Here is a 25,520-nt window from a genome sequence, read left to right as displayed (position 1 = left end):
CCTCATATACGAGTCGTAACACGACCGAAATACAGCGTATTGGAGCATCCGCCCGTTGAATCAGACGAATACCCCAATTTCGCGCTCTCACGCACTATCTCATCCCAAAAGCCCATCAACTTTTCGGGATTGAGATTCGGAAGGCTCTCCATGCAGAATACCTTGAACATCCTCGTTGAACGCTACCCTATCGCCGGAAAATTCACAATTTCGCGCGGGTCGAAGACCGAAGCAGCAGTCGTTGTGTGTGCAATCGGCAACGGTGAACATCAGGGGCGCGGCGAATGCGTTCCCTATGCACGCTATGGCGAAAGCATCGAAAGCGTCACGGCAGCAATCGAAGCCGTCCGGGCACAGATCGAAGATGGTGCAACACGTCAGGATATCCAGACGCTGATGCCAGCCGGTGCCGCCCGTAATGCGGTCGATTGCGCCCTGTGGGATCTGGAAGCCAAGACCACCGGCAAACGTGTTGTCGATATGCTGGGCGGCGCGTTCAAGCCGCTGGAGACCGCGATTACCGTTTCGCTGGGCACGCCGGAAGAAATGGCGGAATCGACCGCTAAAGTCGCGCATTATCCGCTGATCAAAGTGAAGATGGGCGGCGACAACGACATTGAACGCATTCGCGCCGTTGCCGCAGCAGCGCCGAACAGTCGCATCATCATCGATGCAAACGAAGGCTGGACCGATGCGAATATTGCCGAAAATATGCGCGCCGCTGCCGATGCGGGCGTGATCCTCATCGAGCAACCCCTGCCCGCTGGCAAGGATGCGATCCTGAGCCAGATCGAACGTCCGGTCATGATTTGCGCCGACGAAAGCGTTCACACGTCAGAGGGTCTGGAAGAATTAGCCAAGCGCTATGATGCCGTGAATATCAAGCTCGACAAGGCAGGCGGGCTGACCGAAGGGCTAGTGATGCGCGAAAAGGCCATTGGGCTCGGCCTGAAGATCATGGTCGGCTGCATGGTGGGCACATCGCTCGGCATGGCGCCCGCAGTTCTGCTCGCCCAGAAGGCAACGGTTGTCGATCTCGACGGACCACTGCTCCTTGCACAGGACCGCGAACCCGGCCTTCGTTATGATGGCGCGCTTGTTTATCCGCCGGAAGCGACTGTCTGGGGCTGAACTGCCTGATAGTCCCGAACGGGGGGCTGTCCGCCCGCTATGGAGGTCAAAGCCTCTTCAAAGATGTCTGCGCAGGCATCCCAGGTGAAGGGTTTTAGAACCTGTTCCGGATCGAAAGGCTCAAGCTCCAGCGCGGCCAGACAGGCCGCGCGCAAGTCTTCCGAAAGAACACCCGCGCCCGTCGCGCCGATGACGTCTTTCGATCCCGGTACGGGAAAAGCCGCAACAGGCAGACCGGATGAAATTGCTTCCAGCAGCACGAGGCCAAACGTGTCTGTCCGGCTCGGGAAAACAAACACGTCAGCCGACGCATAGGTTTCGGCCAGCGCCTCGCCTTCCCGCTTGCCCACAAATACCGCATCGGGAAAGCGTGATTTCAGATCATCGAGTGCCGGGCCGTCACCGACAATCAGCTTGGTGCCGGGTAGATCGAGACTGAGAAAGGCGGGTAGGTTCTTTTCCGTCGCCACGCGTCCAACACAGATGAAAACAGGTTCCGGCAGATCGCGGCTCACATTGGCGCGGGCATGGAATACACCGCGATCCACGCCGCGTGTCCACAGATTGAGGCCGGTAAAACCGCGCTCTTTCAGATCATCCAGAATGGATTGGGTGGGAACCAGCGTATGCGATGCGGCATTGTGAAACCGCCGCAGAAAGCCATAGCTCCAGCTCAAGGGAACCGGAAAGCGTTCCGCAACATATTCAGGAAAGCGCGTGTGAAAACTGGTGGTGAAACTCCAGCCCTTTTTCAGACATGCCTGTCGCGCCATGTAGCCGAGCGGACCTTCGGTGGCGATGTGGATATAGTCAGGCTGCATTTGCGCCAACCGCCGCCGAAATGCGCCGGGCGTGGTCAGCGCCAGTCTGATTTCCGGATAGGTCGGGCACGGAACCGACTTATAGTCGAGTGGCGAAACCACAATCACCTCGTAACCGCGCGCGCGCATCATATCCTGACATTTGGTCAGTGTCCGAACAACGCCGTTGACTTGCGGATGCCAGGCGTCGGTGACGATGAGGAGCTTGTTCATCCGGCAATTTTCGCCGCGCTACGGGCAGGACGTGGCAGACGGACTATCCTGTTGTCGTCGGCCCGATTATCGTGAGCGAGAGCCCTGCCGCCGGACGATTTTTCGTCGCGCATTTCCGTCCAACTGACCAGTTCCATACGTCCGTCGAAATGCTCCAGCACCGCTGTGCAGCTTTCCACCCAGTCGCCGGTGTTGATATATTCAACATCGTTCATCTTTTCGATGGTGGCGTGGTGAATATGACCGCAAATGACGCCATCGACACCGATGCGCTGCGCCTCTTCGGACACCACCGTTTCGAACTCGCCGATGAAATTGACCGCCTTTTTCACGCGGAATTTCGCCCAGGCCGAAAACGACCAGTAGCGCAACCCGAAGAGCGAGCGCAAACGGTTCATCGCCGTGTTGATCCAGATCGCCGTGTCATAGGCCCAGTCGCCGAGATAAGCGATGAAACGGGCATTGCGCACCACCACGTCGAACTGATCGCCATGGATCACCAGAAACTTGCGGCCATCCGCCGTCTCGTGAATGGCGCGGTTTATCACTTCGATGCCGCCGAAATGCGTTCCCTGAAAATTACGCAGGAACTCGTCGTGATTGCCTGCAATGTAGATGATGTTGGTGCCCTTGCGGCTTTTACGGAGAAGCTTCTGGACAACGTCGTTATGTTCCTGCGGCCAGTGCCAGTTGCGCCGTAATCGCCAGCCATCGACGATATCGCCGACCAGAAAAATCGTTTCCGCATCATGGTAGCGCAGGAAATCGAGAAGCAGATCGGCCTGCGCGGCCTTTGATCCCAAATGCACATCCGAGATAAAAATCGTCCGGAGTTTCTTGGCCTGCGCTGCATCGGTGCTCATTTGGTTGTCCCTCTCAATGGCAACCTGAAACTACGTGCAGAGAACCTGATTCATGTCACAGAGTTATGACGGGACTGTAATGCGCAGATGACAGTGGCCGACGAACAGACAGCCCCATGCAAAACACGATCACCGAATAGTGTGCGTGAAAAACACCGAAAAATGGTCAAATGAGCGTCGAGAAAAGTGGACACATCAGCGCGTCAACCAGAATCCGGTTGATTGCACTTGGCGCTTGGTGGCATGTCTCCATGACCTTTAAAAAGCAAAGAGGATCGAGCCGTGGATTTGGGCTTGAAAGGTCGCAAGGCAATCGTATGCGCTTCCAGCAAAGGTCTGGGTCGCGCCTGCGCCGAAGCACTGGCCGAGGCAGGATGCGATATCGTGCTGAACGGACGCAGTGAAGAAACTCTTCTTGAGACAACTGACGCCATTCGCTCGGCTTATGGTGTCAATGTGGTCGCTGTCGCCGCCGATGTTTCGACGCCAGAAGGTCAGAAGGCGCTGCTCGCCGCCTGCCCCAACCCGGATATTCTGGTCAACAATAATGGCGGACCACCCTTCCGCGACTTCCGCCTGCTCGACCGCGAAGCCCTTCTTGAAGGCGTGACGCAGAACATGGTCACCCCGATCGAACTGATCAAGGCGGTCATCGACGGAATGGTTGAGCGCGGCTTTGGCCGCATCGTCAACATCACCTCGACCTCAGTCTATGCGCCTATTCCGGGACTTGATCTTTCATCCGGCGCCCGCGCGGGACTGACGGCCTTTCTGGCCGGCGTTGCCCGTACCGTTGCCGGGGCCAATGTCACCATCAACAATATCCTGCCCGGTGCATTCGACACGGACCGCCTGCGCAAAGGCTTTGCCTTCTCCGCGCAGAAGACCGGCACCACCGCAGAAGCAGAAGCTGCCAAGCGCGCAGCCCGCATCCCTGCGGGACGCATTGGCCAGCCAGAAGAGTTTGGAAAGGCTTGCGCCTTCCTCTGCTCGCAGCATGCAGGCTATATAACGGGCCAGAATCTCGTTATTGACGGCGGCGCTTATCAGAGCGCCTTCTGACACGGCCATTACATTACAGATAAACTCATTCTCCAAAACGGGCCTAATGGGACGTCAGAGTTTGAGCTAAAACCCAAAGTGCCCGACCCACGTGTTTAAAGGCTCGGTGTGCATGTGATTGCACCCTCCACGCGCCGCTGATCATCCCGGCGGTGCGGAAAAATGGAAAGCGATGCGACTATGACCAAGAAAACTCCTTCCACGCCGACGCGTTCGGATTTCGATGAAGCAGCCCTGTTTTTCCATCGATATCCGAAGCCCGGAAAGCTGGAAATCCAGGCAACCAAGCCGCTCGGAAACCAGCGTGACCTTGCGCTCGCTTATTCGCCAGGTGTGGCAGCGCCCTGCCTCGCCATTCAGGAAGACCCTGCCACCGCTGCCGAATATACGGCGCGAGGCAATTTGGTGGCGGTGGTTTCGAACGGCACGGCTGTTCTCGGTCTTGGCAATATCGGCGCGCTCGCATCGAAGCCGGTCATGGAAGGCAAGGCCGTCCTGTTCAAGAAGTTCGCCGATATCGACGTTTTCGACATCGAAATCGACGCGCTGGAAATCAACCGCGTTGTCGACGTGGTTTCCGCTCTGGAGCCGACATTTGGCGGCATCAATCTGGAAGACATCAAGGCACCGGAATGTTTCGAAGTTGAAGAACAGCTTCGTGCCAAGATGAATATTCCGGTTTTCCATGACGACCAGCATGGGACGGCGATCATCGTGGCCGCCGCCGTGTTGAACGGTCTGGAACTTGCAGGCAAGCAGATTGCAGACGCCAAGATCGTCACCTCGGGTGCCGGTGCCGCGGCTCTCGCCTGCCTCAATCTTCTCGTCAATCTCGGCGCCAAGCGTGAAAACATCTGGGTCTGCGATCTGGAAGGTGTGGTCTATGAAGGCCGCAACACGCTGATGGACCGCTGGAAAGAAATCTATGCCCAGAAGACCGATGCGCGCACGCTGGCCGATGTCATCGGCGGGGCGGATGTGTTCCTCGGCCTTTCGGCTGCGGGCGTCTTGAAGCCGGAACTGCTCAATCAGATGGCTGAAAAGCCGCTGATCATGGCTCTCGCCAATCCAAAGCCGGAAATCATGCCGGAAGAAGCGCGTGCTGCGCGTGCCGACGCCATGATCTGCACCGGACGGTCCGACTATCCGAATCAGGTCAACAACGTTCTTTGCTTCCCCTATATCTTCCGTGGCGCTCTCGATGTCGGCGCAACCGCGATCAATGAAGAGATGAAGCTCGCCGCCGTGCGCGCCATCGCCTCGCTCGCCCGCGAAGAACCTTCCGATGTCGCCGCCAAGGCTTATTCCGGCGATACGCCGACCTTTGGCCCGGATTACATCATTCCCTCGCCTTTCGATCAGCGCCTGATCCTGCGCATCGCCCCGGCTGTGGCCAAGGCTGCGATGGAAACCGGTGTCGCAACGCGCCCCATCGAGGACATGGAAGCCTATCTCGACAGGCTGAACCGCTTCGTGTTCCGCTCCGGCCTCATCATGAAGCCGGTTTTCGCCGCCGCCCGTTCGCAGGACAAACCCAAGCGCGTCATCTATGCCGATGGTGAAGATGAGCGCGTGCTGCGTGCCGCGCAGGTGGTGATCGAAGAACGCATCGCCGCGCCGATCCTTGTCGGTCGTCCGCAGGTTGTCGAAACGCGCCTGCGCCGTTATGGCCTGAAAATCCGTCAGGGCGTCGATTTCGAACTGATCAATCCTGAAGACGATCCGCGTTACCGCGACTATGTCGATCTGTACCTGTCCTATACGGGGCGTCAGGGCGTAACGCCGGAAGCGGCCCGCACCATCGTGCGCACCAATTCGACCGCCATTGCGGCGCTCGCCGTGATGCGCGACGAAGCGGATGCAATGATCTGCGGTCTCGAAGGTCGTTTCGAGCGCCATCTGCGCGTTGTGCGCCAGATCATCGGCATTGTGCCGGGTATCCGCGATTACTCCGCGCTCAGCCTGCTTATTTCGCAGCGCGGCGCGCTGTTCCTGACCGACACCTATGTCAATGTCGATCCGAACGCGAATGAAATTGCTGAAATGGCAATTCTCGCGGCCAAGGAAATAGACCGCTTTGGCATTGTCCCGAAGGCTGCTCTGGTTTCGCATTCGAATTTCGGATCGAAGGAAAGCGCCAGCGCGGAAAAGATGCGTCAGGCAGCGGCCATCCTCGCAGAAAAGGCCCCCGACCTCGAATCCGACGGCGAAATGCATGGCGACTCGGCGCTGTCTCAGGCGCTGCGTGACCGCGTGTTCCCGAATTCGCGCCTCAAGGGAGAAGCCAATCTTCTGGTTTTCCCGAATCTTGATGCCGCCAATATCACGCTCAACGTGGTCAAGACGGTCACCGATGCGCTGCACGTCGGCCCGATCCTGCTCGGTGCCGCCCGCCCGGCACATATTCTGACCCCTTCGGTCACGTCGCGCGGCGTCGTCAACATGACCGCTCTGTCGGTCGTGGAAGCACTGCAGCGCGCTGGCGAAGCACCGGTCCGCAAGGCAAAGATTCGCAAGTAAGCCTATCCGCAAAAAGAATCAGCCGGCACAGTATCAACTGTGTCGGCTGTTTTTGTTTGTAATCAGTAAAACTGTCAGGGCTTTCGGCTCTGAACCTTGTCCGGCCCCATCAGCACAAGAAGGTCGGCCAGTTCGGGTCCGTGAGATTGCCCCGTCAGCGCCAGACGCAACGGCATGAAGAGACCCTTGCCCTTACGTCCCGTTTCCGACTTGACCGCGTCAGTCCAGGCTTTCCATGTCTGGTGGTTCCAAGGAGCTGCTGGCAACGAATTGAACGCGATACGAATAAAGTCGCGATCCTCATCGGACAGTTCCGGCGCTTCCGGCAAATCGCCAGTCACGATCTGCCACCAATGCTGCACATCGCCGAAGCGATCCAGATTGCCACGCACAGCGAGCCAGAATGGTTCAGCCTTGCCGCCTTCGACACCAAGCGCTGTGAGACGAGGCTTGGCGTCGGCAAAAGACATTTCATGCAGCAATGCGCGATTGAGCGTGTCCAGTTCCGCCGGATCAAACTTGGCCGACGATTTTGAGATGGAGGCCAGATCAAAACGTTCCGCCAGCGCATCCATGGTCGGTGCAGCGGCGACATTTTCCGACGTGCCGATCAGGATAGCCAGCGAAGCAACCGCCATCGGCTCATAGCCGTTTTCGCGCAGCGACCCAACCGAAAGCGCGCCCGTGCGCTTGGACAGCCCTTCGCCCGTCGTGGTGGTCAGCAGATTATGGTGTCCGAAGACCGGCGGTTCTGCGCCGAGCGCCCGGAAGATTGCGATCTGCACGCCGGTATTCGTCACATGGTCGTCGCCACGGATAATATGGCTGACGCCGAGATCGATGTCGTCCACGACCGAAGGCAGCGTATAGAGATAGGTGCCGTCTTCACGCACCAGCACCGGGTCCGACATGGACGCCAGATCGACCACCTGGGGGCCACGCACCAGATCATCCCAGTGAACTTCGGTGCGCTGCGTTGTGAACGGATCGCTTTCGAAATTCGGCAGCAGAAAGCGCCAATGCGGCTTGCGGCCTTCGGCCTCGAAAGCGGCCTTTTCCGCATCGGTGATTTTCAGCGCCTCGCGGCCATAAACCGGTGGCAGGCGGCGTGCGAGACGCAGCTTGCGGCGGCGTTCCAGCTCGTCAGCCGTTTCATAGCAGGCATAAAGCAGCCCTGCTTCCTTCAGCTTTTCCACGGCGCGAGCATAAACATCGAAGCGTTTCGACTGATATTCGACGCGGTCCGGCTTTACGCCAAGCCAGTCCAGATCAACGGCGATGGCCTCAGCATATTCTTCACGCGAGCGTTCAACATCCGTGTCGTCATAGCGCAGGATGAACTTGCCGCCATTCTTTTGGGCATAAAGCCAGTTCGAGAGCGCAGTGCGCGTGTTGCCGATGTGAATATAGCCCGTCGGCGATGGGGCAAAACGAACAGTAACAGTCATTCTATTATCTTTCAGCGGTCGCGGAAGCGGTTCGTTATGGGATAACGGCGATCGCGTCCAAAATTCTTCCTGGTAATCTTAACACCGGGTGCCGATTGTCTGCGTTTGTATTCAGCGAGATAAAGCAAATGTTCGATACGCTGCACGGTCTCAACCGGATGGCCGCGCGCTACAATATCGGCATTGCTCATTTCGTTTTCGACCAGACATTCCAGAATATCGTCGAGCACCGGGTAGGGCGGCAAGCTGTCCTGATCGGTCTGGTTTTCACGCAGTTCGGCGGACGGCGCCTTGGAGATGATGTTGTTCGGGATCACCTCGCCTGCCGGTCCGAGCGAGCCTTGCGGAACATGGCTGTTGCGCCATTCCGACATCGCATAGACCTGCATCTTGTACACGTCTTTGATCGGATTGAAGCCGCCATTCATGTCGCCGTAGAGCGTGGCGTAACCGACAGACATTTCCGACTTGTTGCCAGTCGTGACGACCATGGAGCCGAACTTGTTCGAAACGGCCATCAGGATGGTGCCGCGCGCGCGGCTTTGCAGGTTTTCTTCAGTGACACCGCTGTCCGTACCGGCAAATAGTGGCTGAAGCGCGCTCATGAAGCCCTCAACCGGCTCGGCAATGGGCACGATATCGTAACGTACGCCAAGCGCCTTGGCGCAGTCGGCTGCATCTTGCAGGGATTCACCTGACGTGTAGCGATACGGCAGCATGATGCAGCGCACACGCTCCGGCCCCAGTGCATCCACGCCCATCGCAGCGCAGATTGCCGAGTCGATACCGCCGGAGAGACCCAGAACGACATCCTTGAAACCGTTCTTGTTCACATAGTCGCGCAGGCCCAGCACGCAGGCGGAATAATCCGCCTCCAGTTCTTCCGGAAGTAGAGCTTTCTCGCCCTCCTCGCAACGCCAGGTGTCTCCGTCGCGATGCCAGATCGTCATGGCGATCTGCTCCGAAAATTGCGGCATTTGCAGGCACGGGAACTTGTTGCCGGGATTGAAAGCAAACGATGCGCCGTCGAAAATCAGTTCATCCTGACCGCCAACCTGATTGGCGTAAAGCATCGGCAGTTCGGACAGCATCACCTGCTTTAGAACGACCTGATACCGGCGGTCCATCTTGGCGCGGTGATAGGGTGAACCATTCGGCACGAGAAGGAATTCTGCACCGCTTTCGGCAAGCGTTTCGGAAACGCCGAGATCGCCCCAGATATCCTCGCAGATCGGAATACCGATTCGCACACCACGGAAATTGACTGGTCCCGGCAGCGGACCCGGCTCGAATACGCGCTTTTCATCGAATTCGCCGTAATTCGGCAGATCGACCTTGAACCGCTCAGCAATCACTTCGCCGCCATCCAGCACCATGACCGAATTATGCAAGCCGCTCTCGCGGCGCAGAGGGGTTCCGATGATAACGCCCGGCCCACCATCCGCCGTATCGGCTGCAAGGTCTCGGACGGCCTTCTCGCAGGCTTCGACAAAAGATGGCTTCAGCACCAGATCCTCAGGAGGATAACCGGCAATGAACAGCTCTGTGAACAGGATCAGATCGGCCTTCATGTCGGCAGCCTGCACGCGAGCCGCGCGGGCCTTGGCCAGATTTCCGGCAATATCGCCCATGACGGGATTGAGCTGCGCGACTGCAATACGAAGCATAATGAGATTCTCACCAACACTATTTCAGCGCAAGATTTAGCGTGGGAGTGGAGGGGATGCAATGACCGGCACGCCTCCCCGCGCCGTTCGTCTCAATTATCGATGAGAGAACCCTGAATTGTTCAACCGATCTGAACAAGTCAACGGCAAACTGCCTTGCCAAGACCCGAATTAGTTTACGTCCTATTTCGGGGATATGAGGATACAACGGGTATAATCCGCCAGGTTTTCATAACTATCGCAATGATGTGCATTCGGCTGCGACGGTGCAGTATCCGCAGCATTGGCATCAATAAAATAAAGCCCAGCCGATATTAGAAACACCAAAAACAAAAAAAGATAAATTATTCTCGTCATTTATATCTCCTGGAATCAACCCGAAAGAAGATATCAATTATAGAAATTTCTAAAACCGCAATTATGAAAGAACTTTTGCTATTTTATCTATTTCAAATTCAAATATATTTATTTTAATAATAGAAAGACGATATGATTATATAGCCCCATGTGGCCACAACAAATATAATCGCGATCAGCACGGCCAATGAACCACAGTCCTTGGCAATCTGGATTTCCTTATGAAAATCGCGGGACACCGCATCGCATGTCGCCTCTATGCCGGTATTCAGAATTTCGACCATCATCAGAAACAGGATCGAGCCGGTCATCAGCAGGAAGGCCAGCCATGTGGGCGCAAGGAAGAAAGCGACAGGCAAGGAGACCAGAAACAATACCAGTTCCTGTTGCACGGCTTTTTCATTGCCCGCGAGATATTTCAGCGCGCGCATCGAGTTCAGAAAAGCCAGAAAAATGCGCTGCATAAATACCCCCAGAAGCCATGGACACGATTTCGCGCTTTGCCGGAGAATGCTTTAGACAACTCTGCTTCAAAAGCAACAGGGCGGAGATCGAAACCTCCGCCCTGCCCAAATGATTGCAATCCAAGAGCCTTTCAGGCGCTTGCGACCTGCTTTTCAGTGCCCGCATCGCGCTCCTTCTTGAGGAGTTCGGCCAGCAGGAACGCCAGTTCCAATGCCTGATCGGCGTTAAGGCGCGGATCGCAATGCGTGTGGTAGCGATCCTGAAGATCGTCTGCGGAGATGGCGCGGGCGCCGCCCGTGCATTCCGTGACGTTCTTGCCGGTCATTTCGACATGGATACCGCCCGGATGCGTGCCTTCGGCGCGATGGATCGCGAAGAAGGATTCCACTTCCTTGAGAATGCGGTCGAACGGACGCGTCTTGTAGCCGCCAGCGGTGATCGTATTGCCATGCATCGGATCGCAGGACCAGACGACCTTGCGGCCTTCCTTTTCGACAGCGCGGATGAGCTGCGGCAGGTGATCGCCCACCTTGTCGTAGCCGAAGCGCGCAATAAGCGTCAGACGGCCAGCTTCGTTTTCCGGGTTGAGCAGGTCGATCAGACGGATGAGGTCATCCGGCTGCAAGGACGGGCCACACTTGAGACCGAGCGGGTTCTTGATACCGCGGCAATATTCAATATGCGCATGGTCGGCCTGACGCGTGCGATCACCGATCCAGATCATGTGACCAGACGTGCCATACCAGTCGCCCGACGTGGAATCGACGCGGGTGAGCGCTTCTTCATAGCCGAGTAGCAGCGCTTCATGGCTCGTGTAGAAGTCAGTCTCGCGCAGCGAATGGTTGCTGTCAGACGTGATGCCGATAGCGCGCATGAAGTGCATCGTTTCCGAAATGCGCTGCGCCAGAGCCGTGTAACGTTCCGCCTGTGGGCTCTTGCCGACGAAGCCGAGCATCCACTGGTGCACGTTTTCCAGATTGGCATAGCCGCCCTGCGCAAAAGCGCGCAGCAGGTTCAGCGTTGCTGCGGACTGGCGGTAAGCCATGTCCTGGCGCTGCGGATCGGGCGTGCGCGAGGCTGCGTCGAAATCGATGCCGTTGATGATGTCGCCACGGTAGGATGGCAGCTCGACGCCATCCTTCGTTTCCATGTCCGTCGAACGCGGCTTGGCGAACTGACCGGCAATACGACCAACCTTCACCACCGGCTTGGAAGCACCGAAGGTGAGAACGACGGCCATTTGCAGGAACACGCGGAAGAAGTCGCGAATATTGTCCGCGCCATGTTCAGCGAAGCTTTCGGCGCAATCGCCGCCCTGAAGCAGAAATGCCTTGCCTTCCGCCACAGCGGCCAGCTGCTGCTTGAGCTTGCGCGCCTCGCCTGCAAAAACCAAAGGCGGATAGGTGCGAAGACGGGCCTCAACGTCGGTCAGAGCCTGTGCGTCCGGATAAAACGGCACTTGCTTGATCGGTTTGTTTCTCCAGGAATGCGGGGTCCAGTTCTTCGTCATTAGAGCACCTGTTTTGCGTTATCCGCTCGATAATCCTCGGATTATATCCTCCTTACACGAAAGCCGGAATTCCAATCATGCAGTCTGCACCTGAAGAAGATGCCAGCCACATGTCTAATCCCGGCGTGCGTGGGTCGCGCTGATATAATGCACGCGCGGGTTTTATACCAGCAATAATCGTTAATGATATTCGCCTGCGGCGAAAGGGTCAGCCTTCGACCTTTTCGCCATTTACGACGCGATAACTTGGCTTGTACATCGTGACCAGTTCTTCGGCGGCGGTCGGATGCACGGCCATGGTGCGGTCGAAATCATCCTTGGTCGCGCCAGCCTTCAGCGAAATCCCCAGAAGCTGCGCCATTTCACCGGCATCCGGTCCCATAATATGGGTGCCCAGGACGCGGCGGCTTTTCGCATCGACGACGATCTTCATCAGCATCTTTTCGTTGCGGCCCGAAAGCGTGTTCTTCATCGGACGGAACAAGGCGCGATAGACTTCGACTTCCGGATATTTCTTCGCTGCCTCTTCCTCGGTCAAACCGACAGTGCCAATTTCGGGCTGGGAAAAGACAGCCGTTGCGATCAATTCATGATCGGGCTTGGTCGGATTGTCCTTGAAAACTGTTTCAAGGAAGCACATTGCCTCGTGAATGGCCACAGGCGTCAGCTGCACGCGGTTGGTGACATCGCCGACCGCCCATATATTGGCGGTGCTGGTGCGCGAATAGTCATCCACTTCCACGGCGCCGAGCTTGTCCAACTTCACGCCAGCGGTTTCAAGGCCGAGTCCTTCCGTATTGGGCATGCGGCCAAGCGCCAGCATTGCCTGCCCGGCCTCGAGCGTCTCGCCATTCGACAGGGCAATCGACAACAGGCCGTTTGCCTGCTTCGTAACCTTCTCGAAAACCGCCTCACAAATGATGCGAATACCCTTGGCTTCCATGGTTTCATGCAGCAAATGGCGAACATCGCCGTCGAAACCGTTCAGGACTTCCTTGCCGCGATAGACAAGTGTGGTTTCCACGCCGAGACCATGGAAGATATTGGCGAATTCGACCGCGATATAGCCACCGCCCGCGATGACAATTGCCTTTGGCAATTCATCCAGATGAAAAGCCTCGTTCGAGCTGATGCAAAGCTCATGGCCGGGCAGAGCCGCGTGCGGATTCGGACGTCCACCGGTGGCGATCAGAATATGTTCAGCAGTAACGCGTCGTCCATCAGCCTTCAGCTCGACTGTATGTTCATCGACGAGCACGGCGCGGCTTGCAAAAATCTCGACCTTCGAATTTTCAAGCCCCTTGCGGTAGAGCCCTTCCAGACGGTCGATTTCCTTGTCCTTGGCAGCGATCAGCTTCTTCCAGTCGAAGCTGCTTTCGCCCACCGTCCAGCCGTAACCGACAGCGTCCTCGAAATGTTCGGGAAACTGTGAGGCATAGACAAACAGCTTTTTCGGTACACAGCCGCGAATGACGCAGGTTCCGCCCATGCGATATTCTTCGGCCAGACCGACCTTCTTCCCCATGGCGCCCGCCAGTCGGCCTGCGCGCACACCACCGGAACCGCCACCGATAACAAAAAGGTCGTAGTCATACCCGGCCATGGGGAATCTCCTTCAGCATTACTGACGATGATATGTAGGCAAAAGAAAAAGCCCGGCCAAGTCGCCGGGCTTTCAAATTATTTGATCTGAGCCGTGATTTACTGCTGTGCAGGCTGCTGCGTCTGCTGGCCAGCTGCCGCACCGGCCTGAGCGGCCAGAACTTCTGCAACATCGCGAGCGAGGTCACGGGCAACACCATTTTGCCAGACATTGGCGGCCTTCACGACTTCACGGGTCACAATCGGGCCTTCCGACAGAAGCTTCTTGCCAGCTGGCGAGGTGTAGAAGGTCGAGATCGCCTTCAGTTCCTCTTCCGAAAACGCCTTTGCGTAAGCGCGTGCGGATTCGGTTTCGAGGTCCGAACGGCGGGCAGCGAGAGCCAGAGCCTTTTCATCGACGGTCTTGGTGATCAGACCTTCGAGATTGGGGTCCTTCTGGATCAGCTCGCCCTTGAGCGCGCGGGCTGCGTTCGGCAGAATCTCGTCGAACTGTTCGGTCGCGTGGATCGCGGAGATCGCTTCGCGGGCAGCCTGCAGATGGGCATCAGTGATTTCCTGCGCCGAAGCCGCATGAACGCCGGCCATCAGGGCGAATACGGAAAGCGGTGCAATCAGACGACGAAAGCCAGTTGCCGGGATCATATGCTCAATACTCCGTTCAATCAGTTCAACACCAGCAATAGCACTGGCAGTTCAAGACCGGTTCAGGGTTCGGATGCCGTCGGTGCCTGCAATTACTGCCGCACGCGCCAGCCCGATGAAAAGTCCATGCTCGACGACGCCGGGAATGGCGAAGAGAGCGTCAGATAGTGTCTTTGGCTCGGGAATGCGGCCAAAAGATGCATCGACGATGTAGTGTCCACCATCCGTTACAAAAGGCGAACCATCTTTTAAGCGCAGGTTCAGCGGGCCTGCAAGGCCGCATTTCGCGGCTGCCGCCTCGATTGCGCGCATCGTGGCGCCAAGACCGAAGCGGTTGACCTCGATGGGCAGCGGAAAACGACCCAGGGTTTCCACAACTTTCGATTGGTCGGCAATGACGATCATGGCGTCCGAGGCTGCGGCCACGATCTTTTCGCGCAACAGCGCGCCGCCGCCGCCCTTGATGAGCGACAGTTCGGAATCGACTTCGTCCGCGCCGTCAATGGTCAGATCGAGATGCGGAGTTTCTTCCAGCGTCGTCAGCGGAACGCCCAGTTCCTGACACAGGCTGGCGGTGCGTTCAGAGGTCGGCACGCCGACGATCTTGAAGCCGCCCTGCACTTTTTCGGCCAGCAGACGCACGAATTCTTCTGCCGTGGAGCCCGTGCCGATGCCAAGACGCATACCATCCTTGACATGCGTCAGCGCCTCGGCTGCGGCGGCGATCTTCAGCTTGCGTGCTTCGTCCATGAAAGAAATCCTAGCATATCCTCCGGGTTGAACCGGCGGATTCTCGTCCCAATTCGGTTCGCGTCTAGCATGCGCAGGCATGACAACAAAGCATCTATTTAAATATGACGCAGAATTTCACATCTGCGCGACCGGAGAACCTGCCCTTGAGCCGTTGCACGCTATCGGTTACGTATGCCTGACCTCATCTATCCGAAAGAGACATTATGTCCGTTGCCAGCGCCAAGCCCATCATCGTTTTCGATCTCGACGGCACACTCGTCGATACCGCGCCGGACCTTCTCGACAGCCTCAATCACTGCCTGTCCATTTCCGGTCTCAAGGCCGCCGATCGGGCAGCGTTGCGTCGATTTGTCGGTCAGGGCGGACGCACCATGATCGAACGCGCCTTCGCGGCGCAGCAGACGCAGATCGATGACACGCGCCTCGACCAGTTGGTGGAAGAGTTCCGCGAGCATTATGCGGACAACATGCCCGGACATTCCGTGTTTTTCCCCGGTGTGCTGGAAGCGCTCGACCGCTTTCAGGCGCATGGCTTCGAGCTGGCTGTCTGCACGAACAAGTTCGAATCTCTTTCGGTCAAGCTGTTGACGTCAATGGGCGAAGCCGCGCGCTTTGCCGCCATCTGCGGCGCGGACACTTTCGCCTGGCGCAAGCCGGACCCGCGCCATCTGACCGACACCATTGCGCGCGCTGGCGGCAATCGTGATCGCGCGCTGATGGTCGGCGACAGCCGCACGGATATCGACACGGCCAAGGCGGCGGGTATCCCGGTAGTAGCCGTCGATTTCGGTTATACTGACCTTCCGGTCCAGCATTACGAACCGAGCCGGGTGATTTCGCATTATGACGAATTCACCCTCGAAATGGCCGAGCAGCTGATCGATGCGGTCGCAGACCCCGTCTGAAAGGATCGAGAACGGTGAAAAATACAGTTTTTCAGATTGTTACACTGGCTTTTTCAACTGCTATGGTATCAGGCGCTTTCACTCAGGAAAAATCCGCGCCCGGTCTTCCGGGCGTTGAACCGCAAAAGCCTCTCGTCTCGGCGCCACCGCCCGCCCCGGAGCCGGATGGAACGCCAGCAGGCAGCTGGAAGAATTTTCGGGTCGGCAATACCGATGTGTCTGTCTCGGGCGATATCATTATTGATGTCGGCACCGGCAGAGGCGGCTCCCGTCACCGATAATCCTTAGCTTCGCGCTGAAACTGCCAATGCGGACCAGACGGCGGGCAGCAGGTCGGGCAAGTCTTCAGCGATCAATCCGTGACCGAAGCGCCGTCCCGCATCGGCATGAACCCAGACTGCCGCGCAGGCCGCCTCAAAAGGCGGCATCCCCTGCGCCAGCAGACCGGCCACAATGCCTGCCAGAACATCGCCGGAACCGGCGGTCGCCAAAAACGGCGTTCCATTCGCATTGATCGCGGCGCGACCATCCGGGGCAGCGATGACCGTATCCGGCCCCTTATAGATCACCACCGCATTGGCAAGGGTAGCCGCCTTACGGGCCTTATCGAGCTTTGACGCATCATCCTTGGCCACATCCGGGAAGAGCCGACGGAATTCTCCCTCATGCGGCGTCAAAACAAGCGCTGTCGCCGCGCCTTTTCGCGCCTCAAACAATTCTCGCGGATTCTTTTCGAATGCCGTTATGCCATCCGCATCAAGCACCAGCCCATTTAGCGCCGGAAATGCCGATGCCGAGCGCCCGCCCAGCATCAGGGCATGCTCGCGTGCGAATGCTGCGTTTCCGTAACCGGGGCCGAGCACAGCCGCCGCGACTTTTCGATCTGCGATGAACTCCCGTACATCGCTGGCACTGCGGGTTTCGCGCACCATGATGCTGGTGACATGCGCCGCATTGATTGGCACGGCATCCGGTGGCGACAATAGCGTTACGGCTCCCGCGCCGCTTCTGGCCGCAGCCAGTGCCGACAGCCGCGCTGCGCCCGTCGCGTGCATACCACCCGAAAAGACGGCGGCATGTCCGCGGCTATATTTATGCGCATTGACGTTCAAGGCAGGCAAGCTATCCACCCACAAAGCGGGGGCATTTTCGTGCGCCTGTGGGCGGATCGTGTCCAGCACACGGTCTGGAATGCCGATATCCGCCACATGCAAAACGCCGCATAACGCCCTGCCCGGCTGCAATAAATGGCCGGGCTTCTTGCGAAAGAATGTGACGGTTGCCCGCGCTTTGACCGCCGCGCCCAGGAGTTGCCCGCTGGCGCCCGACACGCCGCTTGGCAGATCGACGGCGATAACCGGAATGTCTGATGCGTTGATCGCGTCGATGGCCACGGCTTCGGCCCCATGAACCTCACGCGTCAGTCCTGCACCGTAAATGGCATCGATGACACCGGAAAAACTGGCGGGCGAAAATTCGTTGATGCTGCGCACCTCGCCCTTGTGAAACAGCGAGGCACGAAGCGCGTCGCTGCCTTTTCGCGGCGGCGCGACGCTGAAGCACACGACCTCGAAACCCGCTTCCAGAAGATATTGCGCTGCGACATAACCGTCACCGCCATTATTGCCCGGTCCGCATAAAACCGCGACCGGCCCTTTGTCGGCGAACATGCGTTGTGCGACTTCCGCCACCGCCCGCCCCGCCGCCAGCATCAGCGAAAAGCCGTCACGCACCCCGTTATCCATGGTCCAGCGGTCCGCGGCTGCCATTTCATCGGGGTTTAGCAATTCCAACATCGCGCACCTGTTTCGTAAGACGGATTTCGCGGTGATTAAACACGCGGCAGAGCGCTTTGTGCAAGAGAGCCTATATTTGTCGCAAATTGATTACTTTTTAATCATACATTCAATATCAGGATAGCTCTTCCACACCCCAACGATAGGCACCTCCTTGCAAAGGTGCCGCCTTTAGTGCCACTCTGCTAAGGAAATGGAAGAGAAGAGAAAATTTTGCCTAGTTTTTTCAAACTGGCACGCTTCATGCTTCTCCAACAGTGAAACGGGCACAACGCTCATTTCTGAAGAAAAGCGGAGACCATTCTCTGATGAAAAAGATCGAAGCCATCATTAAGCCCTTCAAACTCGATGAAGTGAAGGAAGCCCTTCAGGAAGTCGGCTTGCAAGGCATCACTGTCATCGAAGCCAAGGGCTTTGGACGACAGAAAGGTCATACCGAGCTTTACCGCGGTGCCGAATACGTCGTCGACTTTCTTCCCAAGGTGAAAGTCGAAGTCATTGTAGCGGATGAAACCGTGGACAACGCGATTGAAGCCATCCGCAAGGCAGCCCAGACGGGTCGCATCGGCGACGGCAAGATTTTCGTCTCCAACATTGAAGAAGTCATTCGTATCCGCACCGGTGAATCCGGCGTCGATGCCATCTGATTAACACCTGCATACCTCTCCTTCGTCGTGCAAACAGGGAATTAAAATGACGACCGCCAACGATATTCTGAAACAGATCAAAGACAACGACATCAAGTTTGTGGACCTTCGCTTCACCGACCCGAAGGGCAAGCTCCAGCACGTTACGATGGATATCGGCCTCGTTGACGAAGAAATGTTCGTTGACGGCGTCATGTTTGACGGCTCCTCGATCGCCGGCTGGAAGGCCATCAACGAATCCGACATGGTTCTGATGCCTGATCCGGCGACGGCCCATATCGACCCGTTCTTCGCCCAGTCCACGCTGGTCATTCTTTGCGACATTCTCGAGCCGATCTCGGGCGAGGCTTACAGCCGCGATCCGCGCACGACCGCAAAGAAGGCAGAAGCCTACATGAAGTCGCTCGGTATCGGCGACACGGTCTATGTCGGCCCGGAAGCTGAATTCTTCGTCTTCGACGACGTCAAGTACAAGGCAGATCCGTACAATACCGGATTCAAGCTCGATTCCACCGAACTGCCGTCCAACGACGACACCGACTATGAAACCGGCAATCTCGGCCACCGTCCGCGCGTCAAGGGCGGCTATTTCCCGGTTCCGCCGATCGACAGCTGCCAGGACATGCGTTCCGAAATGCTCACCGTTCTGACGGAAATGGGCGTAACAGTTGAAAAGCATCACCACGAAGTGGCATCGGCCCAGCACGAACTCGGCGTCAAGTTTGACTCGCTCGTTCGCAACGCCGACAAGATGCAGATCTACAAGTATGTCGTGCATCAGGTTGCCAATGCCTATGGCAAGACCGCAACCTTCATGCCGAAGCCGATTTTCGGCGACAACGGCTCGGGCATGCACGTTCACTTCTCGATCTGGAAAGACGGCAAGCCGACCTTTGCTGGCAATGAATATGCCGGTCTGTCGGAAAACTGCCTGTTCTTCATCGGCGGCGTCATCAAGCATGCCAAGGCTGTGAACGCATTCACCAACCCGTCGACCAACTCGTACAAGCGTCTGGTTCCGGGCTATGAAGCTCCGGTTCTGCTGGCCTATTCGGCACGCAACCGTTCGGCTTCCTGCCGTATTCCTTTCGGCTCCTCGCCGAAGTCGAAGCGTCTTGAAGTCCGCTTCCCGGACCCGGCTGCCAATCCGTATCTCTGCTTCGCAGCGCTGCTGATGGCTGGCCTCGACGGCATCAAGAACAAGATCCATCCCGGCCAGGCCATGGACAAGGATCTGTATGACCTGCCGGCAAAGGAACTGAAGAAGATCCCGACCGTTTGCGGCTCGCTTCGTGAAGCGCTCCAGTCGCTCGACAAGGATCGCGAATTCCTCAAGGCCGGTGGGGTGTTCACCGACGACCAGATCGACTCGTTCATCGAACTAAAGATGGCCGAAGTGATGCGTTACGAAATGACCCCGCATCCGGTCGAATTCGACATGTACTACTCGGTCTAATAACGGAGATGCGGGAGCGCTTGCGCTCCCGCCATTCCATGAGTTACCGAGGGGAACGACGCGTTTTTAAAAACGCGCAAAAGAAAACCCGGCCTTATGGCCGGGTTTTCTTTTTGTAATCAATGCTTTGGATAAACTATTTGAGAAATAGTTTCAGTTGGCTCAAAGCGCCTTGAGTACCCGCGCTGCGATCATCATTTCGACCGCGCGCGCCTTGCGCCGTGCAGCCGCTTCCGCGTCTTCGCCCCACTGTTCGGTCGTCCAGTCTTCGTCGATATGCGCCAGTGCCCAGCCGTCTTCGGCGGATACTTCGCCCTTGGCGATGGCCAGTGCAATGATGGCCGAGCCGGTTAGCGTCGTCATCGTATGGAGCGACGCAAGCGCAATCGGATCGGTGAATGCGGACAGATGAATGCCAAATGCCGTAATCGCCTCACGCGACTGCTCCACATGCATCACGCCTTCGGCAAGCGTAAAGCGCGCGCCTAGCGTTTCCGCCCAGTCGATCAGCGGGTCCCACCGCGCCGTCTGGCGCGACACCAGTTCCTGTGGCGCATCGGCGCGATAGCAGAGCAAATCCGTGCCTGCGAAGCGCAATATGTCTTCAAGCACCGCCTGGGGGTCCTGCGCGATGCCGTCAATGGCCGTGTTCACAAGGCGCGTTGCGGGCATTTTACCCGGATCGATAACCTTTTCCTGCGCACGGAATTCTTCAGCAACTATCTCTGCCGCCGCAGCCGTCGGAAGCATGAGGAGACTGCGCGCTGGTGTCTTTACCGGGCGACCGTCGAGATGAACGGCAAAACCACCTTCCACTTCAGCGACTGCCACCTGCTCATAGAACCGCTTCGGCAGTTGCGCCTGCATCAGCTTCTGCGCTCGTATGATGGGATTCTCGTCGGAAAGCTGCTTTCCGGCTTCAAGATCGCTTAAAGTATCACGCATGGGGTCTTTCCAACTTTTTAAAGTGCATCCATTGCTTTCAGCAGCGGATGAAGGTCGTGCGGCGTAGCCAATATGTGGTGCGCACCGGCTTCGACGAGCGCATGCCGGTCATGATAACCCCATGACACGCCCGCCGCCATGGCTCCTGCCGAGCGCGCCATCTGCATATCGTAAATCGCATCGCCGATAACAATGGTTCGGTCGGGTTCTATCCCCATTTCCGCGCAGGATTCAAGCACCATCGCCGGATGGGGTTTGGACGGGCAGTCGTCCGCCGTGCGAATGACCAGAAAATGCTTGCCGATGCCATGGCGTTCGAACACCGCATGGACGCCGCGACGCGATTTGCCCGTGACGATCCCCAACAAAAGATCGTCCCGCTCGCCGAGTTCGGTCAGAAGCGGCAGAATGCCGTCATAGAGCGGCTCCGAGAAATCCGGCGCCTGCCGCAGTCGCACGAAATTATCCTTGTAGCGCTGCGTCAACCAATTGACCTGTTCATCCGGCTCGCGGCCCAGCAATCGCGCAATGGCCAACGGAAGCGACAGACCGATGATGGAATGCGTCTGGGCTTGTTCCGGTGGCGTCAGCCCCGCATCGGCAAAACTTTCCGCCATGCAGCGATGGATGAAATCACCGCTATCGACCAAAGTGCCGTCGCAATCGAAAAGAACAAGTTTCATCGTGCTGCTGCCGCCTTTGCCGGTCGATTGATGATTGTCAAGCCAAGACCGATCAGGATCAAGGCTGCGAATATCTTCCAGCTCAAGGCCTCGCCGAGCACAATACCGCTCAGCAACACGCCGAAGGCTGGCGTGAGAAAGGCAAAGTTGGAAAGCTTCGACGCCGGATAGCGATTCACCATCCAGAACCAGAGCGGATAGGTGAATGCGACCACAAAAAAGGACTGAAACAGCAGCGAGATCACCGAAAGAACATTCGGATCGCGCACGAGTGGGCCGGCAAGGCCGATAAACGGTAGCGGCACCAACGTGGCAACGACCAGCTGATACAGCAGGATTTTCTCAGGAACGGCATAAGCGAGTTTGCTGCGCTTGATGACCAGCGTGGTCAGCCCCCAGAGAATGCCCGAAACAAGCGCCAGCAAATCGCCATAGAACGCATAGGGCCCCGGTCGGCTGACATGATCAGAAAACACCACAAACACACCCAGAAACGCCACGCACATGCCGATGAACGCCCGGACCGACATGCGCTCGCCGAGCAGGAAATGGCTGCCGATCGCCACCCAGAACGGCATGACATTCATCATCAGTGTCACGCGGCTGACGCTGGTGAGGTCCATCGCGAGAAAAATCAGCACAAACTCGGTGCCAAACAGCAGTCCGGCAAGAATGCCCGGCAGCAGGGTTCCGTCATTTCTGAACAGCGGAATGCGTCGCCAGAAACACCAGAAAAACACGCATATGCCGCCGAGAGCGGAACGCCCGGCGGCCATCAGCATCGGATTGAAACCCTGATTGCCTATCTTCACGGCAACCTGATTAAGCCCCCAGCTGAACATGATGAAGATGACCAACGCCACGGCCAGCCCATCGAAAGAAGCCCGGCCCGGCGCCAGCGCTTCAACTTTCCCCTGCCCCATTTTCGCACCGAAATCGTCAGTTTGACTTTATTGGTTAGTCTTCCGCACTGTCCTCATCGAAACCAAGCAGGTTCCACGACTGAACCATGTGCGGCGGCAGCGGCGCGGTCACATCAATGATCCCGCCCGATGGGTTGGGGATGCGGATGCGGCGCGCATGCAGATGCAGACGCTTCTGAATGCCGCCGGGAAACTCCCAGTTCTGGTCGGCTTCGAAATATTTCGGATCGCCGATGATTGGATGACCGATATAGGCGGCGTGAACGCGCAGCTGGTGCGTGCGGCCCGTATAGGGCTCCATTTCCAGCCATGTCAGATTGTTGCCCACCTTTTCGATGATGCGGTAATAGGAAACCGCGTGATCGGAATCCGGTTCGCCGTGCTGGCAAACGCGCATCTTGTCGCCATCGGGCGTCTGTTCCTTGACCAGCCAGGTCGAAATCTTGTCTTCACGCTTGCGCGGAACACCCTTTACCAAAGCCCAGTAGGTCTTTTTGGTATCACGCTCGCGGAAAGCGGCAGTCAGAGCCTGCGCCGCGCCGCGCGTGCGCGCCACCACAAGAACACCCGATGTATCGCGGTCGATGCGATGAACAAGACGCGGCTTTTCGCCCTTCTTGTTGCGCCACGCTTCCAGCATACCGTCAACGTGACGGGTCAGTCCCGAACCGCCCTGCACGGCGAGACCCGCTGGCTTGTTGAAGACAAACACCTTCGGGTCTTCATAAATCAGCATCTGCGAGAGAACGTCGCCGTCCTGCTGGCTGCGGATGGTGCGCGCTGTGACCGGGCCAGTTGCCTTTTCATCGACACCGAGCGGCGGCACGCGGACCATCTGATTGGCCTGAAGGCGCGTATCAGCCTTGGCGCGACCACCATCGACGCGAACCTGACCTGAACGCAGCAATTTTTGCAGATGGCCGAAGCCCAGCCCAGGAAAGTGAACCTTGAACCAGCGATCAAGGCGCATGCCCGCTTCGCTTGTATCCACAATCTTCTGTTCAACGCCTGCCATGAGAAACCCGATCAATATCTTTCTGCCACGCGCAATCGGCGTGTCTGAGTGTTATTCCTGTCAATAGACGTGAGTTTCCACGATTGCTAGTGGAATTCCGGAAAACTCCGACTTGAAGCCTTTTACGCCAATTGCAGCCGATATTAGCCGGAAAACGCCTGAATCTTCACACTCAGTTACATACGTTTTTAATTTATGGTTGGTTCTGACACCCCATAGCCACTTCTTGCAGTCATAGAATATTGATACAAAGGCGGGGCTATACCATGTAGCCCCGTAAATAGAACGAGCGGGAGTGCGAAAGTGTCATTGCTCAAAATATACTGGCGAGCCATGGAATATCTTGCGGTCGAGAAAACCGCAACGATATCGATGTGTGTCGCGAGTGTCCTTGTTGCCCTTGTAACACTGGCCGAGCCTATCCTTTTCGGTAAGGTCATTCAGGCCATTTCCGACAAGGGAGATATCTTCTCCCCGCTGTCGATGTGGGCAGCGCTTGGCGTTTTCAACATCATCGCAGCCGTTTTCGTGGCGCGTGGTGCGGATAGGCTTGCGCATCGCCGCCGTCTCGGCGTGATGATCGACTCCTATGAGCGCCTGATCACCATGCCGCTTGCCTGGCATCAGAAGCGCGGCACGTCGAATGCCCTGCACACGCTGATCCGCGCGACGGACTCGCTCTTCACGCTGTGGCTCGAATTCATGCGTCAGCACCTGACCACGGTTGTGGCTCTGGCGACGCTTATTCCGGTTGCCATGAACATGGATATGCGCATGTCGCTGGTCCTGATCGTGCTCGGCGTCATCTATGTCATGATCGGCCAGCTGGTCATGCGCAAGACCAAGGACGGCCAGATGGCCGTTGAGAAGCACCACCACAAGCTTTTCGAACATGTCAGCGATACGATCAGCAATGTTTCGGTCGTGCAGAGCTATAACCGCATTGCCTCGGAAACGCAGGCGCTGCGCGACTATGCCCGCAATCTGGAAAAGGCACAGTTTCCGGTTCTCAACTGGTGGGCGCTTGCCAGCGGCCTCAACCGCATGGCTTCGACCTTCTCCATGGTGGTCGTGCTGGTGCTTGGCGCCTATTTCGTGACCAAGGGTCAGATGCGCGTCGGCGATGTGATTGCCTTCATCGGTTTCGCGCAGCTCATGATCGGTCGTCTCGACCAGATCAGCGCCTTCATCAACCAGACTGTGACGGCACGCGCCAAGCTCGAAGAATTCTTCGAAATGGAAGATGCGACCGCAGACCGTCAGGAGCCGCAGGACGTGGCCGATCTGGAAAACGTTAAGGGCGACATCGTCTTCGACAATGTCACCTTCGAATTCCCGAATTCGGGTCAGGGCGTCTATGACGTTTCCTTCGAGGTGAAGCCCGGCCAGACGGTGGCCATCGTCGGCCCGACCGGTGCAGGCAAGACCACGCTGATCAATATCCTTCAGCGCGTGTTCGATCCGGCTGCTGGTCGTGTGCTGATCGACGGCGTCGATACGCGCACCGTCAGCCGCCGTTCGCTGCGCCATGCGATTGCCACTGTGTTTCAGGATGCCGGTCTCTTCAATCGTTCCGTGGAGGAGAATATCCGCGTCGGTCGTGAAGACGCCACGCATGAAGACGTCCATGCCGCCGCCAAGGCTGCCGCCGCGCATGACTTCGTTCTTGCCAAGGCAAACGGTTACGACACGGTTGTCGGCGAGCGCGGCTCGCAGCTTTCGGGCGGCGAACGCCAGCGTCTGGCGATTGCACGCGCCATCCTGAAGGATTCGCCGATCCTCGTGCTCGACGAAGCGACAAGCGCGCTCGACGTCGAGACCGAAGAAAAAGTGAAGCAGGCTGTGGACGATCTGAGCCAGAACCGCACCACCTTCATCATCGCGCACCGTCTTTCGACGGTACGCTCAGCGGATCAGGTTCTGTTCATGGACAAGGGCCATCTGGTCGAACGCGGCAGCTTCGATGAGCTTGCAGCCCGCGGCGGTCGTTTCTCCGACCTGCTCCGCGCCGGTGGTCTTGCTCTCGAAGACAAGCAGGCCAAGCCCGCAGAAGGCAGTAATGTGATGCCTTTCCCGGCCCGTGCCTGATCGCTGAT

The 25,520-nt window shown here is 57.4% G+C and carries 22 protein-coding genes; 8 read left to right on the top strand and 14 right to left on the bottom strand.

The features are described from left to right. Positions 1 to 150 precede the first annotated feature (150 nt). Positions 151 to 1,131 carry an N-acetyl-D-Glu racemase DgcA gene (gene dgcA / locus HWD97_RS06875; protein ID WP_140025182.1) on the top strand — a complete coding sequence of 327 codons (981 nt, stop codon included), beginning with the start codon at positions 151 to 153 and terminating at the stop codon, positions 1,129 to 1,131. Here dgcA and HWD97_RS06870 read toward each other — a convergent pair. After that, positions 1,101 to 2,165: a glycosyltransferase family 4 protein gene (locus HWD97_RS06870; protein WP_371834891.1), complete on the bottom strand. Its 1,065-nt coding sequence runs from the start codon at positions 2,163 to 2,165 to the stop codon at positions 1,101 to 1,103. The two genes, dgcA and HWD97_RS06870, sit on opposite strands and share 31 nt — an antisense overlap. Further along, entirely contained in the window at positions 2,162 to 3,028 is an 867-nt protein-coding gene (locus tag HWD97_RS06865) for a UDP-2,3-diacylglucosamine diphosphatase (protein ID WP_371834890.1), read from the bottom strand. The genes HWD97_RS06870 and HWD97_RS06865 overlap by 4 nt, the downstream gene beginning before the upstream one ends. A gap of 282 nt (positions 3,029 to 3,310) precedes the next feature. Between HWD97_RS06865 and HWD97_RS06860 the strand changes: the two genes are divergently transcribed. Further along, positions 3,311 to 4,090, top strand: a complete 780-nt coding sequence (locus HWD97_RS06860; protein WP_109368922.1) for an SDR family oxidoreductase — start codon at positions 3,311 to 3,313, stop codon at positions 4,088 to 4,090. 180 nt (positions 4,091 to 4,270) lie between these two features. Then, the gene (locus HWD97_RS06855) at positions 4,271 to 6,610 is read left to right on the top strand and encodes an NADP-dependent malic enzyme (protein WP_109370218.1); all 2,340 of its coding nucleotides are present in this window, start codon (positions 4,271 to 4,273) and stop codon (positions 6,608 to 6,610) included. 74 nt (positions 6,611 to 6,684) lie between these two features. Here the strand turns inward: HWD97_RS06855 and gltX are convergent, their stop codons facing one another. The 7 genes from gltX to rpiA all read right to left on the bottom strand — a co-directional run bounded on the left by gltX (position 6,685) and on the right by rpiA (position 15,051). Beyond that, positions 6,685 to 8,058 (bottom strand): glutamate--tRNA ligase, encoded by a 1,374-nt coding sequence (gene gltX, locus HWD97_RS06850; RefSeq protein WP_109368921.1) that lies wholly within the window; start codon positions 8,056 to 8,058, stop codon positions 6,685 to 6,687. A gap of 11 nt (positions 8,059 to 8,069) precedes the next feature. Next, positions 8,070 to 9,725, bottom strand: a complete 1,656-nt coding sequence (locus tag HWD97_RS06845) for an NAD+ synthase (protein WP_109368920.1) — start codon at positions 9,723 to 9,725, stop codon at positions 8,070 to 8,072. A gap of 470 nt (positions 9,726 to 10,195) precedes the next feature. Continuing rightward, complete coding sequence (locus HWD97_RS06840) at positions 10,196 to 10,546, bottom strand: diacylglycerol kinase (protein WP_109368919.1); 351 nt, start codon at positions 10,544 to 10,546, stop codon at positions 10,196 to 10,198. 131 nt (positions 10,547 to 10,677) lie between these two features. Next, a complete protein-coding gene (locus HWD97_RS06835) occupies positions 10,678 to 12,057 on the bottom strand; it encodes a class II 3-deoxy-7-phosphoheptulonate synthase (protein ID WP_109368918.1) in 1,380 nt (459 codons plus the stop codon). A 208-nt stretch (positions 12,058 to 12,265) separates the two neighbouring features. Beyond that, positions 12,266 to 13,660: a glutathione-disulfide reductase gene (gor, locus tag HWD97_RS06830; protein WP_171318402.1), complete on the bottom strand. Its 1,395-nt coding sequence runs from the start codon at positions 13,658 to 13,660 to the stop codon at positions 12,266 to 12,268. A gap of 98 nt (positions 13,661 to 13,758) precedes the next feature. Beyond that, a complete protein-coding gene (locus tag HWD97_RS06825; protein WP_109368916.1) occupies positions 13,759 to 14,301 on the bottom strand; it encodes a DUF2059 domain-containing protein in 543 nt (180 codons plus the stop codon). Positions 14,302 to 14,352: 51 nt separating this feature from the next. Then, on the bottom strand, positions 14,353 to 15,051 hold the full coding sequence (gene rpiA, locus HWD97_RS06820; protein ID WP_109368915.1) for a ribose-5-phosphate isomerase RpiA: 699 nt from the start codon (positions 15,049 to 15,051) through the stop codon (positions 14,353 to 14,355). 206 nt (positions 15,052 to 15,257) lie between these two features. Between rpiA and HWD97_RS06815 the strand changes: the two genes are divergently transcribed. Both HWD97_RS06815 and HWD97_RS06810 read left to right on the top strand, forming a co-directional pair. Continuing rightward, positions 15,258 to 15,959 carry an HAD family hydrolase gene (locus tag HWD97_RS06815; protein WP_109368914.1) on the top strand — a complete coding sequence of 234 codons (702 nt, stop codon included), beginning with the start codon at positions 15,258 to 15,260 and terminating at the stop codon, positions 15,957 to 15,959. A 62-nt stretch (positions 15,960 to 16,021) separates the two neighbouring features. Beyond that, a complete protein-coding gene (locus tag HWD97_RS06810) occupies positions 16,022 to 16,240 on the top strand; it encodes a hypothetical protein (RefSeq protein ID WP_171318447.1) in 219 nt (72 codons plus the stop codon). A gap of 3 nt (positions 16,241 to 16,243) precedes the next feature. Here HWD97_RS06810 and HWD97_RS06805 read toward each other — a convergent pair whose 3' ends face one another. Then, positions 16,244 to 17,755, bottom strand: a complete 1,512-nt coding sequence (locus HWD97_RS06805) for an NAD(P)H-hydrate dehydratase (protein WP_371834889.1) — start codon at positions 17,753 to 17,755, stop codon at positions 16,244 to 16,246. 308 nt (positions 17,756 to 18,063) lie between these two features. Here HWD97_RS06805 and HWD97_RS06800 point away from each other — a divergent pair, with 308 nt between their 5' ends. Together HWD97_RS06800 and glnA are read left to right on the top strand one after the other, a co-directional pair. Continuing rightward, on the top strand, positions 18,064 to 18,402 hold the full coding sequence (locus HWD97_RS06800) for a P-II family nitrogen regulator (protein WP_078338549.1): 339 nt from the start codon (positions 18,064 to 18,066) through the stop codon (positions 18,400 to 18,402). A 46-nt stretch (positions 18,403 to 18,448) separates the two neighbouring features. Beyond that, on the top strand, positions 18,449 to 19,858 hold the full coding sequence (gene glnA / locus HWD97_RS06795) for a type I glutamate--ammonia ligase (RefSeq protein WP_109368912.1): 1,410 nt from the start codon (positions 18,449 to 18,451) through the stop codon (positions 19,856 to 19,858). Positions 19,859 to 20,020: 162 nt separating this feature from the next. Here glnA and HWD97_RS06790 read toward each other — a convergent pair whose 3' ends face one another. Genes HWD97_RS06790 through HWD97_RS06775 form a run of 4 tightly spaced genes read right to left on the bottom strand, consistent with a single transcriptional unit; the run spans position 20,021 to position 23,424 of the window. Beyond that, positions 20,021 to 20,803 carry an ATP12 family chaperone protein gene (locus HWD97_RS06790; protein WP_109368911.1) on the bottom strand — a complete coding sequence of 261 codons (783 nt, stop codon included), beginning with the start codon at positions 20,801 to 20,803 and terminating at the stop codon, positions 20,021 to 20,023. 17 nt (positions 20,804 to 20,820) lie between these two features. Continuing rightward, complete coding sequence (locus HWD97_RS06785; protein WP_124915984.1) at positions 20,821 to 21,486, bottom strand: HAD-IA family hydrolase; 666 nt, start codon at positions 21,484 to 21,486, stop codon at positions 20,821 to 20,823. Then, on the bottom strand, positions 21,483 to 22,409 hold the full coding sequence (locus tag HWD97_RS06780) for a DMT family transporter (RefSeq protein ID WP_124915985.1): 927 nt from the start codon (positions 22,407 to 22,409) through the stop codon (positions 21,483 to 21,485). Before HWD97_RS06780 ends, HWD97_RS06785 begins: the two co-directional genes overlap by 4 nt. A 34-nt stretch (positions 22,410 to 22,443) precedes the next feature. Further along, a complete protein-coding gene (locus HWD97_RS06775) occupies positions 22,444 to 23,424 on the bottom strand; it encodes an RluA family pseudouridine synthase (protein ID WP_109370216.1) in 981 nt (326 codons plus the stop codon). 303 nt (positions 23,425 to 23,727) lie between these two features. Between HWD97_RS06775 and HWD97_RS06770 the strand changes: the two genes are divergently transcribed. Beyond that, positions 23,728 to 25,512 carry a glucan ABC transporter ATP-binding protein/ permease gene (locus HWD97_RS06770; protein ID WP_109368908.1) on the top strand — a complete coding sequence of 595 codons (1,785 nt, stop codon included), beginning with the start codon at positions 23,728 to 23,730 and terminating at the stop codon, positions 25,510 to 25,512. The last annotated feature ends 8 nt before the right edge of the window (positions 25,513 to 25,520 follow it).

The organism is Ochrobactrum sp. C6C9 (assembly GCF_022627935.1).
Lineage (GTDB): Bacteria > Pseudomonadota > Alphaproteobacteria > Rhizobiales > Rhizobiaceae > Brucella > Brucella teleogrylli.
The sequence above is the reverse complement of the archived record's forward strand: the minus strand, read 5'-3'. Positions and strand labels throughout refer to the sequence as shown.